Origin of the sequence: Paenarthrobacter nitroguajacolicus (assembly GCF_051027655.1) — a bacterium.
In the GTDB taxonomy this organism is placed as follows: domain Bacteria; phylum Actinomycetota; class Actinomycetes; order Actinomycetales; family Micrococcaceae; genus Arthrobacter; species Arthrobacter nitroguajacolicus.
The window spans coordinates 1,919,336-1,935,498 of the sequence record NZ_CP073234.1; the positions used below are offsets into that span (position 1 = coordinate 1,919,336).

General features: G+C 62.1%; 16 protein-coding genes. 13 read left to right on the forward strand and 3 right to left on the reverse strand.

Going from position 1 to position 16,163, the window contains the following annotated elements; genetic code table 11:
* Nucleotides 1-162: 162 nt before the first annotated feature.
* Complete coding sequence (locus tag KCX59_RS09200; protein ID WP_017198899.1) at nucleotides 163-462, forward strand: DUF4193 domain-containing protein; 300 nt, start codon at nucleotides 163-165, stop codon at nucleotides 460-462.
* 16 nt (nucleotides 463-478) lie between these two features.
* Here KCX59_RS09200 and KCX59_RS09205 read toward each other — a convergent pair whose 3' ends face one another.
* Nucleotides 479-976 carry a DUF3093 domain-containing protein gene (locus KCX59_RS09205; RefSeq protein ID WP_178995522.1) on the reverse strand — a complete coding sequence of 166 codons (498 nt, stop codon included), beginning with the start codon at nucleotides 974-976 and terminating at the stop codon, nucleotides 479-481.
* A gap of 86 nt (nucleotides 977-1,062) precedes the next feature.
* Here KCX59_RS09205 and dut point away from each other — a divergent pair, with 86 nt between their 5' ends.
* The 4 genes from dut (at nucleotide 1,063) to KCX59_RS09225 (ending at nucleotide 3,664) form a co-directional block, all read left to right on the forward strand.
* The gene (gene dut, locus KCX59_RS09210) at nucleotides 1,063-1,602 is read left to right on the forward strand and encodes a dUTP diphosphatase (RefSeq protein WP_179017353.1); all 540 of its coding nucleotides are present in this window, start codon (nucleotides 1,063-1,065) and stop codon (nucleotides 1,600-1,602) included.
* Between the two features lie 118 nt (nucleotides 1,603-1,720).
* The gene (locus KCX59_RS09215) at nucleotides 1,721-2,479 is read left to right on the forward strand and encodes a DUF3710 domain-containing protein (protein WP_178995521.1); all 759 of its coding nucleotides are present in this window, start codon (nucleotides 1,721-1,723) and stop codon (nucleotides 2,477-2,479) included.
* Between the two features lie 103 nt (nucleotides 2,480-2,582).
* Nucleotides 2,583-2,840 (forward strand): hypothetical protein, encoded by a 258-nt coding sequence (locus KCX59_RS09220; protein WP_091467644.1) that lies wholly within the window; start codon nucleotides 2,583-2,585, stop codon nucleotides 2,838-2,840.
* Complete coding sequence (locus KCX59_RS09225) at nucleotides 2,837-3,664, forward strand: DUF3159 domain-containing protein (protein WP_178995519.1); 828 nt, start codon at nucleotides 2,837-2,839, stop codon at nucleotides 3,662-3,664. Before KCX59_RS09220 ends, KCX59_RS09225 begins: the two co-directional genes overlap by 4 nt.
* On the opposite strand, the gene KCX59_RS09230 is transcribed toward KCX59_RS09225, so the two are convergent.
* Together KCX59_RS09230 and KCX59_RS09235 are read right to left on the reverse strand one after the other, a co-directional pair.
* Nucleotides 3,631-4,368, reverse strand: a complete 738-nt coding sequence (locus KCX59_RS09230) for a potassium channel family protein (protein ID WP_178995517.1) — start codon at nucleotides 4,366-4,368, stop codon at nucleotides 3,631-3,633. The two genes, KCX59_RS09225 and KCX59_RS09230, sit on opposite strands and share 34 nt — an antisense overlap.
* Nucleotides 4,368-5,039, reverse strand: a complete 672-nt coding sequence (locus tag KCX59_RS09235; protein ID WP_179017352.1) for a potassium channel family protein — start codon at nucleotides 5,037-5,039, stop codon at nucleotides 4,368-4,370. Before KCX59_RS09235 ends, KCX59_RS09230 begins: the two co-directional genes overlap by 1 nt.
* Before the next feature lie 114 nt (nucleotides 5,040-5,153).
* Here KCX59_RS09235 and KCX59_RS09240 point away from each other — a divergent pair, with 114 nt between their 5' ends.
* The 8 genes from KCX59_RS09240 (at nucleotide 5,154) to KCX59_RS09275 (ending at nucleotide 16,125) form a co-directional block, all read left to right on the forward strand.
* Entirely contained in the window at nucleotides 5,154-7,127 is a 1,974-nt protein-coding gene (locus tag KCX59_RS09240) for an APC family permease (protein WP_091466736.1), read from the forward strand.
* Nucleotides 7,127-8,494: a class I SAM-dependent RNA methyltransferase gene (locus KCX59_RS09245; protein ID WP_179017351.1), complete on the forward strand. Its 1,368-nt coding sequence runs from the start codon at nucleotides 7,127-7,129 to the stop codon at nucleotides 8,492-8,494. Before KCX59_RS09240 ends, KCX59_RS09245 begins: the two co-directional genes overlap by 1 nt.
* A 243-nt stretch (nucleotides 8,495-8,737) precedes the next feature.
* On the forward strand, nucleotides 8,738-11,545 hold the full coding sequence (acnA, locus tag KCX59_RS09250) for an aconitate hydratase AcnA (protein WP_091466740.1): 2,808 nt from the start codon (nucleotides 8,738-8,740) through the stop codon (nucleotides 11,543-11,545).
* A 187-nt stretch (nucleotides 11,546-11,732) separates the two neighbouring features.
* Entirely contained in the window at nucleotides 11,733-13,706 is a 1,974-nt protein-coding gene (gene dxs, locus KCX59_RS09255; RefSeq protein WP_179017350.1) for a 1-deoxy-D-xylulose-5-phosphate synthase, read from the forward strand.
* On the forward strand, nucleotides 13,703-14,272 hold the full coding sequence (locus tag KCX59_RS09260) for a DUF402 domain-containing protein (RefSeq protein ID WP_178995507.1): 570 nt from the start codon (nucleotides 13,703-13,705) through the stop codon (nucleotides 14,270-14,272). Before dxs ends, KCX59_RS09260 begins: the two co-directional genes overlap by 4 nt.
* Nucleotides 14,269-14,829, forward strand: coding sequence for a hypothetical protein (locus KCX59_RS09265; RefSeq protein ID WP_091466746.1), 561 nt, complete (start codon nucleotides 14,269-14,271; stop codon nucleotides 14,827-14,829). Before KCX59_RS09260 ends, KCX59_RS09265 begins: the two co-directional genes overlap by 4 nt.
* 30 nt (nucleotides 14,830-14,859) lie before the next feature.
* Nucleotides 14,860-15,078, forward strand: a complete 219-nt coding sequence (locus tag KCX59_RS09270; RefSeq protein ID WP_091466748.1) for a hypothetical protein — start codon at nucleotides 14,860-14,862, stop codon at nucleotides 15,076-15,078.
* A gap of 63 nt (nucleotides 15,079-15,141) precedes the next feature.
* Entirely contained in the window at nucleotides 15,142-16,125 is a 984-nt protein-coding gene (locus KCX59_RS09275) for an aldo/keto reductase (protein ID WP_179017349.1), read from the forward strand.
* The last annotated feature ends 38 nt before the right edge of the window (nucleotides 16,126-16,163 follow it).

A 16,163-nucleotide genomic window follows, 5' to 3' on the forward strand; every position in this document is an offset into this window, starting at 1 on the left:
AAAAGTGCATCTATGGACTTTTCGGACCTGCGGGAGGACAATCTGGCCGAGATCGGGCACAAATCCGGGGCGTCCGACGTTTGCACCCATAAGCCGGCGACAGGGAAGTTCCTGCGGCCGGGTTTCCAACCCCGGAAAATGTACGGAGGACGAAGAAGGACCATGGCCACGGACTACGATGCCCCTCGAAAGACCGAGGAAGACGTCAGCGAGGATTCGCTGGAAGAGCTCAAGACGCGCCAGTCGGGGAAGCAGTCCTCCGCGGTGGACGTCGATGAGACCGACCTTGCCGATGGCTTCGAGTTGCCGGGCGCGGATCTTTCCGGTGAAGAGCTACTCATTCAGGTCATGCCACCCCAGCCTGACGAATTTACGTGTTTCAACTGTTTCCTGGTGAAGCACAGGTCCCAGATAGCCGCTGAACGGGACGGGCACCAGTACTGCACCGAGTGCGAAAGCTAGGCGCAGCGTCCCGGTGTCAGACCCGTGGCGTGGTGAGTGCCGAAACGAGCTCATCGGGCCGGCGCGAGGATGCCAGCCAGTAGGGGGTCCGGTCTGCAGGGTCCGTGATTTCAATCTTGACGACCGGATCGATCCAGCCGCGGAAGCACATGTAGGCGAGTCCATTCAGGCGTGGACCCCGCTCAGCGGTGGCTTCGCCTTTTTTGAACGCCTGGACGGAACCTACGTACTTCCGGTCGATGCTCGCACGACCCACCCTGACGGTGTCAGCGGTGACCGTGATGGTTGGCGTAGAGAGCACCAACATGATGGTCATAATGGCCAGCAGCACCAAGGCGGCGGTGATGCCGGCTGCTGCGCTGATGGGACCAAACATCAGGACGCCTGCGCCGGAGAGGCCCACAACCACAACCCAGATCCAAACGGACGGCCACAGCTTCTCGGTGTACAGGACCTCTGAGGCCGAAGGGGTGTTCCGGGCAGGCACAGGGGAAGACTGGTCAGGCGTAGGCATGGGTCCAGCTTATCGGGCATCGGCAACGGGCTTCGCCCCGGACCGACCGGGCCTTGTACCGGAAGGTCCCAGTAGAATGAATCACTGTGAGCAACGAGACCGCAGTATTCAGTACAGAGGCAACCTCCGCAGTCGCGGATAATGGCGAAAGCACGGCAGCGTACGGCGCCCCCACTTTGGAGGTGCAGCTGAAAATGCTCGAGGCCGGGTTGGAAGCACCGTCCTACGCGCACCCTGGCGATGCGGGTGCCGATCTCCGTGCCCGCGAGGACGTGCACCTTGCCCCCGGCGAAAGAAAACTGGTTCCAACCGGTGTCTCCATAGCGCTGCCGGACGGATTCGTGGCCCTGATCCATCCCCGGTCCGGACTGGCAACCAAGCATGGCCTCACGGTGGTCAATGCTCCTGGCACTGTGGACGCCGGTTACCGCGGCGAGATCGCGGTCACACTCCTGAACACCGACCAAAAAAATGCGATCGACCTCAAACGCGGCGATAGAATTGCACAAATGGTGATTCAGCGCGTCGAGTACGCGCGGTTCGTATCTGTTGACCAACTGTCCGACTCCGTTCGGGGAACCGGCGGCTTCGGATCCACGGGCGGCTTCAACGCACCGAAGGCCTAAGAAACTACTGGACCCGGCGTGTGCCGCAGACCAACGCCTGACGCATTGGCGCGGTTTAGCGCGGTTTAACGTGGTTGCGGTTTACTTGGGGATAGACCACTACTAAGGAGAAAACCCAATGCTTTTTGGGCGCGGCAAGAAGTCCAAGGACGAGCGGTCGGAAACCGCCGGCACCGTCGATGAGTCGGGTGCCGAGGCACAAGACTCCGAATCAGGCGGGTCCGGCACACCCGGTGACTTCCGGCTCGGCAAAGGTCCCTTGGACATAGACGAGATCGAAAGCCGCGATGGCTACGTTGACCTCGGTGCACTGCTGATCGCACCGGCCGAAGGTCTCCAGTTGCGGCTTGAGGTGGAAGAAGCCACCCAACGCGTGGTCGCTGTGACCATGGACCTCAACGGCTCCAGCCTGCAGCTCCAGGCGTTTGCGGCACCGCGTTCCGAAGGCCTTTGGGACGAGATCCGTGAACAGATTAATCAGTCTGTAGCGAGCCAAGGCGGAGAAACCGAAGAGGTTTCCGGAGCTTTCGGCACGGAACTGGTAGCCAAACTGCCCGCTGAAGCTACTGACGGCAGCCGTGGCTTCCGTGCTGCCCGCTTCATGGGCGTGGACGGGCCACGATGGTTCCTCCGTGGTGTCCTTGGCGGGCAGGCTGCCTTGGAACGCGATGCCGCAGCAGGTCTGGAAGATCTGTTCCGCAAGGTCGTGGTGGTCCGTGGCGATAATCCGATGCCTCCCCGCGAATTGCTGCAGCTGCGCCTGCCCAAGGATGCTGCGGTACCGGGCCAGGCCGGCGCTCCCCAAGGCGCCGTTCCCCCGGAAGAGCCCGCAATGCAGCAGCCGGAGCGAGGGCCGGAGATTACCCAGATTGGTTGATTCCTCCGGGCACAGCGGAACATCCGGTCAGAGGCCCCCTGAGCAGGGAGTTCGGGATCTTCCTGCGCGGGGCAGGGCCGTTTGTACCGGTTTCATCGAGTCCGTGACTCATCAGCCGCCCAGCGAACAGCCGTTCTTCTCTGCTGTGGTGGTGGATACCCTGAGGCAGGGAGACCAGCGCGCTTCGGGGGGAAAAAAGCCCTATGACCGTCTCCGCGTGATCTGGCTGGGGAGGACGCGGGTCCCCGGCATTGAAGCCGGTGTGGAACTTCGCTTGAACGGCATGGTGACCCAGGTTGATGGCCTTCCGGCCATGTTCAATCCCCGATACGAAATACTTTCCCGTCAGGAGCACCTATGACCGTGGCCAACGGATCTGAACCGAAGGACACAGGGCGCCCGACGCCCCCGCAGGACGAAGCTTCGCTGCCCGGAGAGGCCAAGCCAGGGGCGGCCAAGCCAGGTGCTGCCAGCCCCGGTGCTGACTCACCGAGTGTGTCTGAACTCGCTGCGGGTTATGCCGAAAAAGCCGGTCTGCACCGGAACAGTGCGGGGCACGTGGACATGCTGAAGTCAGCGGGCGGGGTCCAGGGTATCGCCGAGAGCATCCTCCCCGGACTTGTCTTCCTGGTCGCCTTCACCATCACCCGTGATCTCACACTGTCCCTCATCGCAGCGCTGGCTACCGCCGCCGTCTTCACCGTGGTGCGCCTGATCCAGCGGCGTCCTTTGACGCAGGCGCTGGCAGGCGTAGTGGGCGTGGGCATTTCCGCTTGGCTGGCCAACACCACAGGTAAGGCAGAGGACTTCTACGTCCTCGGATTCTTCACCAACATCGCTTATATTGCGGGCATGGTGCTTTCCATCGTGCTCAAGTGGCCGGTTGCGGGGCTTTTGTTCGGTTTTGTGCGCAACGAGGGACTTGAGTGGCGAAAGGATCCCGAAAGGCTCCGCGCCTACAGCCTGGGTACGTGGATCGTAGTGGCGGTGCTTGCCCTCCGCCTGGTGGTTCAGGTGCCGTTGTACTTCATGGGAGAGCCAGGACTGACGGCGTTGGCAACCACCAGGTTGTTGATGGGAGCTCCGCTGTACATCCTGGGCCTCTGGGTGGCGTGGCTTGTCACTAAGCCTGCTGTTGGCGAGCCGGCACCTCAGCCGTCGAAACCGTCGTCCTCAGCTGATTGATCGGCTGCTTCGGCAGCATCGTCACGGGGTTCCTGGCCGTCGTCGGAACCGGGTGACAACAGCGCCCTCAGGCCGTCTTCGGCCGCGATGGTGGTGACGAAGAAGAGTTCGTCGCCGCCATCCAGGACGTCATCACGCGTAGGCGTGATGGGGGCGTGGTCGCGCAGGATTGCCACCAACGTCGCATCTTCCGGCCAGTCGATGCCGCCTACCGTGCTGCCAATGACGTGGGAATCATGCGGAACAGTGAACTCAACGATTGAGGCCACCCCTGTCTGAAGGGTCAACAGGCGCACGATGTCGCCAATCTCAACAGCCTCTTCCACGAGGGCTGTCATGAGCTGCGGGGTGTTGACGGCCACGTCTACGCCCCAGGAGTCATTGAACATCCAGTCGTTCTTGGGGTTGTTGACGCGCCCCACGGTCCGCCCCACGCCGAATTCGGTTTTGGCAAGCAGGGATACCACCAGATTCACTTTGTCGTCACCTGTGGCAGAAACCACGACGTCGGCATCCTCGAGTCTGGCGTCCTGCAGGGTGCTGAGTTCGCAGGCGTCGCCCACCAGCCAGCGGGCACCTCGAAGCCCGCTGCGCCCAATGACTTCGGGCTTCAGGTCAATGAGGAGAATCTCGTGTTTGTGGGCGAGCAATTCACGCGCGATGGACGAGCCGACGCTGCCTGCGCCAACAATGACAACTTTCACTAAGACTCCTTGGCGGGTGCTTTGGCGAGAATCCGGCTGATCTCGGAGGTTCTGTCCAGGCTCACCATCGCGTGGACGGTATCGCCCTCCTGGTATGCGGTGCCGGCTTGCGGCAACAGGCCTTCACCAAACCTGGTGAGGTACGCGATACGGATACCGGCGGCGGACTCGATGGACTCCATGCTGTGTCCGATCCAATCGTCGTGCAGATCCACTTCGGCCAGTACCAGGCGGCCTGAGGGCTCGCGATAGTCACCGGCGAGGTGCTGCTCGGGGAGTATTCGGCGCAGGACCTGGTCGGCACTCCAGCGGACGGCTGCGACGGTGGGGATGCCGAGCCGCTGGTAGATTTCGGCGCGGCCGGGATCATAGATGCGTGCCACCACATGGGCAACATGGAATGTTTCGCGGGCTACGCGTGTGGCGAGGATGTTGGAGTTGTCGCCGCTGGAAACGGCGGCGAAGGCGTAGGCCTCTTCCACTCCTGCTTGCTTCAGGGTGTCCCGGTCGAAGCCGACCCCGGTGACTTTGCGACCTGTGAAGGTGTTGCGGAGCCGGCGGAAGGCCCGCTCGTCCTGGTCGATGATGGCCACTGAGTGGCCTGCATCCTCCAAAGTGTGTGCCAGGGTTGCGCCAACACGGCCGCAACCCATGATCACGAAGTGAGCCACCGTGTCTCCTTATGTGTGTTGTCCATCCCGCTCGGTATGACTTTACCGGTGCAGCGCGGGTAAGCCGGCGACAACCGTCATGACATCCCTGTGGATTCAGAGTAGCTTTGCGGAGTGCTGACAATTTTGAATGCCGCGAAGCGGGTGCTGGTGGGCAGGCCGGTCCGGAATGACCGCCTGTCCCACACCTTATTGCCCAAACGCATCGCTTTGCCCGTCTTCGCCTCGGACGCTTTGTCCTCGGTGGCATACGCCCCGGATGAAATCCTCCTGACGCTTGCCCTTGCGGGCGTAAGCGCAGTGGCGTTCTCCCCGCTGGTGGGCCTCGCCGTCATGGTGGTTTTGCTCACAGTAGTGGCTTCCTACCGCCAGAACGTGCACGCCTATCCCTCCGGCGGCGGCGACTACGAGATTGCCAACGTCAACCTCGGCAAGTACGCCGGTCTCACGGTCGCTTCTGCGCTGCTGGTGGACTACGTCCTCACTGTTGCAGTGTCCATGTCTTCGGCAGCTACATACCTCACTACTGCCATCCCGGCACTGCATGGCCAGCAGGCAATGATCGCCACTATTGGCGTGATCATCCTGGCCCTGGTCAATCTTCGCGGGGTCAAGGAAGCCGGGACGCTCTTTGCTGTCCCTACGTACATCTTCATGGCGTCCATCCTTGGAATGACCGCGGTGGGCATCTTCCAGGCTGCCACCGGCACCTTGGGGGAGGCGCCTTCCGCCAACTTCACCATCGTTCCGGAGCCCGGATTCGATGAGGGCCTGGTAGGGCTGGCCGGGGCCTTCCTGCTTCTGCGTGCCTTTTCATCGGGGGCGGCGGCGCTGACCGGCGTCGAAGCCATCAGCAACGGGGTGCCGAATTTCAAGAAGCCGAAGAGCAAGAACGCCGCCACCACGCTGCTGCTTCTGGGCGTTATTGCGTCGGCCATGCTTGCGGGCATCATTTATCTGGCTAACGCTACAAAGGTCCACATCGTCCTCGATCCGGCCCGGGAATTCCTGGTGGACGGCAAGCCGCTTCCGGAGGACTACATCCAGACCCCTGCCATCAGCCAGATAGCAGACACCATTTTCGGTTCCGGCTCCATCCTTTTCTATATCGTGGTTGCGGCCACCGGCATCATCCTGGTGTTCGCTTCCAACACAGCTTTCAACGGTTTCCCCGTGCTGGGCTCGATCCTTGCCCAGGACGGCTACCTTCCACGCCAGCTCCGCACTCGCGGTGACAGGCTTGCGTTCAGCAACGGCGTCCTTGCGTTGGCAGCCGGGGCGCTGGTCCTGATTCTCGCGTTCAACGCAGATGTCACCAAGTTGATCCAGCTGTACATTGTGGGCGTCTTCATCTCTTTCACGGCCAGCCAGCTCGGCATGGTCCGGCACTGGGGGCGAGAGCTGAAGCTGGCCAGGGATAAAGCTGTCCGTCGCCGGATCTTCAAGTCGCGCACTATCAACATGGTGGGATTTGGCATGACGGCGCTGGTCCTCGTCATCGTCCTCATCACCAAATTTGAGCAGGGCGCCTGGATAGCGTTGCTGGCCATGTTTGTCCTCTTCCTCATCATGTGGAGCATCCGCGCCCACTATGACAATGTGGCCAAGGAATTGGCCGTGGACGAGGATTCGTCACCGCGGGCACTTCCCACGCGGGTGCACGCGGTACTTCTTGTCTCGCACGTCCGCAAACCGGTGCTTCGTGCGCTGGCTTATGCTCGGGCGTCCCGGCCTTCGCGCCTGGATGCAGTGACGGTGGACATCAACACGGAAGAGACCGAGCAAACTGTCCGGGATTGGGAGAAGCTGGAGATTCCCGTCCCCCTGACCGTACTCGCCAGCCCGTACCGCGAAACCGTGACCCCCATCATGGACTACATCAAGAACGTGCGCCGCGACTCCCCGCGGGACCTGATAGTGGTGTACATCCCCGAATATGTGGTGGGTAAATGGTGGGAACAACTCGTCCACAACCAAACAGCACTCAGAATAAAGACAAGGCTCCATTTCGAATCCGGAGTCATGGTTGCCAGCGTTCCTTGGCAGCTGAAGTCCTCCGAAGAAGCAAAGGCACTGCAGGATACTTAATGACTTCCCACAGCAATACCCCCCAACCCCAACGCACTGGAGACCAGGGTGCAGCCCCCACTGAACTGGTGGTCGATGTCGGCCCCATAGCCCATGGCGGGCACTTCGTCGCCAGGCACGAAGGGCGCGTTATCTTCGTCCGGCACGCGATCCCGGGGGAGAAGGTCCGTATCCGGTTGACTGACTCCGGCGACTCGTCGCGCTTCTGGCGTGCCGACGTCGTCGAGGTCCTGGAGGCCTCACCTGACCGCATTCCGCACTTCTGGAAGCAGGCCGATTCGCTGGGCTCATGGAGCCGCGGGGCTCCGCCGGTGGGCGGCGCCGAGCTCGGACACATTTCCCTGCAGCGCCAACGGGCCCTGAAAGCCGAGGTGCTTGCCGAACAGCTCAAGCGGCTTGCCGGTTTGGACCTGGCCACAGAGGTGGAAGCTGTGGGAGACAATCACGACGGCGGACTCGGCTGGCGTACGCGCGCCAGCTTCGCGGTGACCCCCAAGGGTCGGTTGGGGATGCATGCGCACCGTTCCGACGTTGTGCTTCCCATCAAGGAGATGCCGTTGGCGCTTGCAGGAGTCAACGAGCTGAAGCTGTGGGACCTTGACTTGTCCGGTATTGCCCGCGTGGAGGTCGCGGTGCCCGCCAACGGTTCGCGGCCCCTGATCCTGCTGGCTCCGGAAGAATCCACGAGCCCCAAGAGATTGCACAGCATCCTGTCGCAGTTGCCGCACGACGTCTCGGTCGCGAGCTTCGATCCCAGCAAGGGCGAGGTCCTGCAGTTGCGGGGGAGAACCTGGGTGCAGGAGAGTGCGGCAGGGCATGAATACCGTGTGACCGGTGAGGGTTTTTGGCAGATCCACAAGGACGCCCCGGACACGCTGGTGGACGCTGTAACGGGCTATCTTTCCAACGGCGGGTACTTGCAGCCCGGCGCCGCAGTTGCCGACCTCTACGCCGGTGCGGGCCTGTTTACGGCACCTCTGGCGGACGCCGTCGGAGTGACCGGTTCGGTACTTTCCGTGGAGGGCGCTCCGGGCACAAGCCGCGACGCCCGCAAAAACCTGCACGGTGAAGCCCAGGTGGAAATCGTTCAGGGACGTGTTGAGCGGGTCCTGCACCAACGCTCCCGCAGCTTCGACTCGCTGGTGCTGGATCCACCCCGCGCCGGAGCCGGCAAGGCTGTGGTCAAGCAACTGATGGCCACAGGGCCCCGCGCAATCGCCTATGTGTCGTGTGATCCGGCATCCTTCGCACGTGATCTGGGTTACTTCCATCAAGGTGGTTGGCGACTCGAGTCGCTGCGCGCCTTCGATTTGTACCCGAACACCCATCATTTGGAAACGGTAGGGCTGATCGTCCCCGCCGTTTAGCCGACGGACCGCCAGACTGCCATGGTGCAGAAGGAGGAACGGCCTGTTTCCGTCGCGATGCCTGATCAGTGACGCAACGCCGGAGTATGCCACTACGATGGCTGTAGTAGCCCCGGTCCGCAGTATTCAACGCCGCGGACCGGGGTGACCACGAGAGATGCCGCCCGGCTAAGTAAGGTGCGCCTAACTGGCTAGCGGCCAACCACGCGACAAAGATGAAACTGTTGCGAGAGGAGTCCTGCCATGAGCACTGTGGACAGCTTCGGTTCCAAAGGCGTACTGAATGTAGCCGGCACCGACTATGAAATTTTCCGGTTGAACTCCGTAGAGGGCGCAGACAGCCTTCCGTTCAGCCTTAAGGTATTGCTTGAAAACCTCCTGCGGACTGAGGATGGCGCCAATATTACGGCTGACCATGTCCGCGCCCTGGCCGGTTGGGATCCCAATGCGGAGCCCGACACGGAAATCCAGTTCACCCCCGCCCGCGTCATCATGCAGGACTTCACCGGCGTTCCCTGCGTCGTGGACCTGGCTACCATGCGTGAAGCCGTCAAGGAGCTCGGCGGTGACCCCAAGCGCGTCAACCCGTTGGCGCCTGCAGAAATGGTCATCGACCACTCCGTCCAGATCGATGCCTTCGGAAACTCCGGCGCACTGGAGCGCAACATGGAGATCGAATACCAGCGCAACGGTGAGCGCTACCAGTTCCTTCGCTGGGGCCAGACCGCATTCGATGACTTCAAGGTTGTTCCTCCGGGAACCGGCATCGTACACCAGGTCAACATCGAGTACCTGGCACGCACGGTCATGACCCGCGAGGTAGACGGTGTTGTCCGCGCCTACCCCGACACTTGTGTTGGCACCGACTCGCACACCACCATGGTCAACGGCCTGGGCATCCTGGGTTGGGGCGTTGGCGGTATCGAAGCCGAAGCTGCAATGCTCGGCCAGCCCGTCTCCATGCTGATTCCCCGCGTTGTCGGCTTCAAGCTCAAGGGCAGCATCCCCGCAGGCGCTACCGCGACTGACGTGGTGCTGACCATCACCGAAATGCTGCGCAAGCACGGTGTTGTTGGCAAGTTCGTTGAGTTCTACGGTGAGGGCGTCGCCGCTGTGCCGCTGGCCAACCGTGCAACCATCGGCAATATGAGCCCGGAGTTCGGTTCCACGGCTGCCATGTTCCCGATCGACGACGTCACCCTGGACTACTTGCGCCTGACCGGCCGCTCCGAAGCAAATGTCGCCCTCGTGGAGGCATACAGCAAGGAACAGGGCCTCTGGCACGATCCCTCCCGCGAACTGCGGTTCTCCGAGTTCCTCGAGCTGGACCTGTCCACCGTTGTTCCCTCCATCTCAGGCCCCAAGCGTCCCCAGGACCGCATTGAGCTCACGGATGCCAAGGAACAGTTCCGCAAGGACATCCACAACTACGTCGCCATCGAAGACGGCAGCGTGGACGAGGCCCTGGATGAGTCGTTCCCGGCCTCCGATTCGCCGTCCTTCACACATGCTGATTCGCACACCACGGAGACGGCACGCGTTGCATCCGCCGCCAACGGTGCGCATGGCCGGCCCTCTTCGCCGGTCAAGGTCACCACGGCCGACGGCCGCGAGTTCGAGCTGGACCACGGAGCAGTGTCGATCGCTTCGATCACGTCCTGCACCAACACGTCCAACCCGTCCGTCATGCTGGCTGCGGCCCTCCTTGCACGCAACGCCGTGGACAAGGGCCTGACCTCCAAGCCGTGGGTCAAGACCTCTGTTGCCCCGGGTTCGAAGGTCGTCACGGACTACTACGAAAAGTCCGGTCTGACCCCGTACCTGGAGAAGCTTGGCTTCTACATCGTGGGTTACGGCTGCGCCACCTGCATCGGTAACTCCGGACCGCTGGAGCCGGAAATCTCCGAGGCCATCCAGGCCAACGACCTCTCCGTCACCGCTGTCCTCTCGGGTAACCGCAACTTCGAAGGCCGCATCAACCCGGACGTGAAGATGAACTACCTGGCCTCGCCGCCACTGGTCATCGCCTACGCACTGGCCGGCACCATGGACTTCGACTTCGATACCGATGCCCTGGGCACCGACTCCGAAGGCAACGAAGTCTTCCTGAAGGACATCTGGCCGAACCCCATCGAGGTGCAGGAAGTCATCGACTCCTCCATCGACGAGGCTATGTTCGCCAAGGGTTACGAGGGCGTCTTCGACGGCGACGAGCGCTGGAAGGCACTCGACACCCCTGCCGGTGACACCTTCGCGTGGGCCGAAGATTCCACCTACGTGCGGAAGCCCCCATACTTCGAGGGCATGAAGGCCCAGCCGGATCCCGTCAAGGACATCTCGGGCGCCCGTGTGCTCTTGAAGCTCGGCGATTCCGTCACCACGGACCACATCTCCCCGGCCGGTTCCTTCAAGTCGGACACCCCCGCGGGCCAGTACCTCCTGGCCAACGGTGTGGAGCGCAAGGACTTCAACTCCTACGGTTCACGCCGTGGCAACCACGAAGTCATGATCCGCGGTACGTTTGCCAACATCCGCATCAAGAACCAGCTCCTGGACAACGTCGAGGGTGGATTCACCCGCGACTTCAGCCAGGAAGGCGCGCCCCAGGCTTACGTCTACGATGCAGCCCAGAACTACCAGGCAGCAGGAACGCCCCTGGTTGTCCTGGCAGGCAAGGAATACGGTTCGGGTTCGTCCCGTGACTGGGCGGCCAAGGGCACCGCGCTCCTGGGCGTCAAGGCCGTCGTCGCTGAAAGCTACGAGCGCATCCACCGCTCCAACCTCATTGGCATGGGCGTCCTTCCGTTGCAGTACCCTGCCGGAGAGTCCGCAGCAACGCTGGGGCTGACGGGTACGGAGACCTTCGCGGTGGAAGGCGTCACCGAGCTCAACAACGGCACCACGCCGAAGACGCTCAAGGTAACGGCCACGGCTGAAGACGGTACCGCCAAGTCCTTCGATGCCGTTCTGCGCATCGATACACCGGGTGAAGCGGACTACTACCGCAACGGCGGCATCCTGCAGTACGTCCTGCGCCAGATCTCGGCATAACGGACCGGCTGGTTTCCAGCTGATCCAGAAACCGGACAGCCCCGGCTGGTCGCCTGACCAGCCGGGGCTGTTGGCGTCCCGGGCCCTGCCAGGAAGAACGATGCCGGGGCTCGGATCCAGAGCGCAACGCGTGGGCCCGGGCACGCGCTAGAGTTAACAAGCACGTCATTCACCCTAAGGAGGGCCGTTGGGACTTTTGGAAACCGTCAAGGATCCACGGGACCTGGCCAAACTGTCCGGCACGGAGCTGGAACAACTGGCCGGCGAAATCAGGGAATTCCTGATCACCAACGTAGCCGCAACGGGTGGACACCTTGGTCCCAACCTGGGCGTTGTTGAACTCACGCTCGCTGTCCACCGGAATTTCGAATCCCCGCGGGACAGCGTGGTGTTCGATACCGGGCACCAGTCCTATGTCCACAAGCTGCTGACAGGACGTCAGGACTTCACCACGCTTCGCCAGCAAGGAGGCCTGTCCGGTTATCCGGACCGCGCGGAGTCCGAGCACGACATCGTGGAAAGTTCACATGCGTCCTCCTCCTTGTCCTGGGCAGATGGCATTTCGCGTGCCCGGCAGTTGACCGGCGAGGGCGACCGGTTCGTCGTCGCCGTTGTTGGCGATGGCGCGCTGACCGGTGGAATGGCATGGGAAGCCATCAACAACATTGCCGCGGATAAGCGGCGTCGCGTCGTGATCGTTGTCAACGACAATGGACGCTCCTATGCTCCCACTGTGGGCGGTTTTGCTGACTACCTTGCCTCACTGCGTCCCACCATCGACTCCCTCCGCACCACCCCGGCCTACGAGCGGATGCTGGACTGGTGGAAGAAGAAGCTCCAGGACGGCGGCCCCGCTGGCCAGTTCACCTATAAGAGCCTGCATGCCATGAAGAAGGGCATCAAGGACTGGTGGGCTCCGCAGGGCATGTTCGAGGACCTTGGCATGAAGTACATCGGCCCGGTTGACGGGCATAACCTCCAAGCCATGGAGCATGCCCTCAACACCGCCAAGGCTTACGGCGGACCCGTCATTGTGCACGCCATGACGGAAAAGGGCCACGGCTATGCTCCGGCCCTGGCCAATGAAGCAGACCAATTCCACGCCGTAGGAATCATTGACCCTGAAACGGGCGAGCCCACCGAAATGCCTGGAGCGCGGTCCTGGTCCTCGGTATTCGCTGAAGAAATCGCGGATATTGCTGATGAGCGCCCCGACATCGTGGGCATCACCGGCGCCATGCTCATCCCTGTGGGATTGCACAAGTTCGCTGAGCGCCATCCGGAGCGGGTGATCGACGTCGGCATTGCGGAGCAGCATGCGCTGACATCCGCCGCAGGAATGGCGTTCGGTGGCCTGCACCCGGTGGTGGCCGTTTACGCAACCTTCTTGAACCGCGCGTTTGACCAGCTCCTCATGGATGTCGCGCTGCACAAAGCCGGTGTCACTATAGTCCTGGACCGTGCCGGTGTGACGGGCCCGGACGGACCCAGCCATCACGGGATGTGGGATATGGCGATGGTCCAGATCGTGCCCGGGCTGCATCTGGCTGCTCCCCGCGATGCCACCCGGCTCCGCGAAGAACTGCGTGAGGCGGTGGCGATCAACGATGCCCCCACTGTGGTGCGGTTCTCCAAGGGCAGCGTCGGTTCCGAGGTTGAAGCTATCGAGAGGCTTCATGACGGCGTTGACATTCTCGCGCGGCGCCCGGAGGGCTCTACCGAGAACGATGTGTTGATTGTCAGCGTCGGCGCCATGTCCGAACTCGCACTCGATGTTGCTACCCGCTTGGGTGCCCAGGGCATCAGCTCCACTGTGGTGGATCCCCGGTGGGTCCTCCCAGTCCGGAAATCGATCATCGCCCTTGCCGCCCGTCACCGCTTGGTGATCTGCATCGAAGACGGCGTCCGGGCAGGTGGCGTGGGCTCGCGTATACGGCAGGAAATGCGGGCTGCCGGTGTAGACACCGCACTGAATGAGGTGGGCTTGCCCGTTGAATTCCTGGTACACGGCTCCCGCAGCCAGGTACTGGAACGCGTGGGCCTCACCGCCCAGAAAATAACCCACGACGTCGTAGCCCAGGTTTTGGGGACGAAGGTCCCGTTTGCCAGGCCCCTCCCGGGCCAGGAACACCCCACCACCGGCAGCCTGCCAACCCTGTGACGGACGAGCGCGTGCCGGGCGCATTGCAGCCCGGCGACCTCGTGGTGTCGAGGAACAGGAAGTGGGACGGCAAAGCCCACTGGGTGGTGCCTGGCCGCTACCTTGGTGAGGACATTCACGGTTGGTGGATATTTCAGGGAGCGGGGGAGTTTTGCGCACGCCCCGGCGCGGCTTTCTATACGGCGTCTGATGCTGTCTTGCTGGTCCCGCGGACCGGTGAGTTTGTTGCGACGTTCTATGACGACAGCTATCCGGGCGACTTCAGGATCTACGTCGACCTCGCCACAGCCCACGCTTGGCACCCCCTCAAACCGGGTGTGACAGAGTTCCACATGATCGACATGGATCTGGACGTTATCCGTTCCACCAGGCACGGGGTGTTCGTGGACGATGAAGACGAGTTTGAGCAGCATCGGATGGCCATGGGCTATCCGCAACAGACGGTGGACGCAATGCGCGCAGAATGCGCAGCCCTCTTCAAGGCAGTGGACACCATGAAAGCACCTTTCGACGTCAATGGAGCCACCAGCACCAGCGCCGAGTGGTTCAGGAAAGGACGAGCATGAGCGGCATCATCCGCGCGTACAAGCGCGACGACGAAGGAGTACTTCACTTCCGGGAGGCCTGGTACGACGACGAAGACCAGCAGTTCGTGGTCAACCACGGTGTAGTGGGCCACCAGAGCAAGACCGACGAAGCAAACGTTGACGACGAATCTGCCGTGGAAGGCCTGATGGCCGCTTTTGCCGCGCAATGCGAGGAAGACGGCTACGCCGAGATTCCCGAGTCCGAACAGTTCTGGGTAGTTGCCCAAATCGCTTTGAAAACCAAGGACGGCACCGAACGTGACCGGCATCTTGAGCGGAAAGCCAAAGCCGCCCTCACCGGTGAGCTGGCGTGGCGTGGGCTGGGCGTGGTGGACCGTTCGGAAATCGGCAACGGCCATCTGAACATCTTCTGCCTCTGCCCGGACGTCAATAAGGCTGTGAACGCCATCAAGATCTGCGTCCGCGGTGAGGATCTGGACTTCACCAAGCTCACTGTCGCAGCAGCGCCACACAGCGACCCCACGGCATTCCGGGTGAAGCACTCGCCCAAGCAGGGTGTGGGCTTTACTCTCTAAGTAGCACCCAACGCATCAGGAGGGATCTCCATGTCGTCCAAGAGCAACTGGCCCGGACATACGCCGCTGCCCAAAGGTCTCGCTGCGCCGGCGAAACGGGCCCTGGCCCACGAAGGGATAGAGACGCTGGAGCAGCTGGCCGAGTTCGGCGAGCTGAAACTTTCCAAGCTCCACGGCATGGGCCCGGTAGCCATAGCGCAGCTTGAGGATGCCATGGAGGAATCAGGGATCTCCTACGGCGCCCGTTAGCTTGGAGTGCTTTTGTTGCCTCGGGTGACCAACTGGTCCCCGCGCCCCGTATAGGCTGAATTCATGACTGAATACCGACGCCTTGGCCATTCCGGACTGACCGTCTCAGCTGTGGGGCTGGGCTGCAACAACTTGGGCCGCGCCAACACTCCCACTGAGTCCCAGGAGGGCACGGACGCTGTTGTCCAGGCCGCAATTGATGCCGGCGTGACCTTCTTTGACGTAGCCGATGTCTACGGTCGTGAGCCAGGCCTGAGTGAGGTCATGCTGGGCAAGGCGCTGAAAGGCCGCCGTGATGACGTGGTCATCGGAACCAAGTTCGGTATGGACATGCGCGGAGCCAACGGCAGGGACTTCGACGCCCGGGGTTCGCGTCGATACATTGTCAAAGCCGTCGAAGCTTCCCTCCGCCGCTTGGACACCGACTGGATCGACCTCTACCAGTTCCACACCCCGGATCCGCGGACTCCCATCGAGGAGACCCTGGCAGCCTTGGATGACCTGGTGTCCAGCGGCAAGGTGCGGTACATCGGCCATTCCAACTTTGCCGGCTGGCAGATAGCCGAGGCTGAGTATGTAGCACGACAATCACCATCAGGTGGCGTCCGCTTCATCTCGACGCAGAACCATTACAACCTCCTGGATCGGCGCGCCGAACTCGAAGTGCTTCCCGCAGCCGGGGCCTTCTCCTTGGGTGTCCTGCCGTACTTCCCCTTGGCCAACGGGCTGCTCACCGGAAAGTACTCCGCAGGGAAAGCCCCGGAAGGCTCACGATTGAGCCACACCCGCACCAACCTCGTACACGACGCCGACTGGGAGCAGCTTGGCCGCTTCGGCCAGTTCGCCAAAGAACGGGACATCAGCGAGCTTCAGTTGGCTTTCTCCTGGTTGGCCGCGCAGCCCGGCGTCAGCAGCGTCATCGCGGGTGCCACCCGTCCGGAGCAGATCCGTGAGAACGCCGAAGCCGTGTGCTGGGTCCCCACGCAGGAGGATCGCGAGGAACTGGATGAGATCTTCCCGCGGGAGCCGAAGGTGGCACTCTTCTAACCCTCTCTCACATCCCACCACTTACAGGCGTCCCTCTC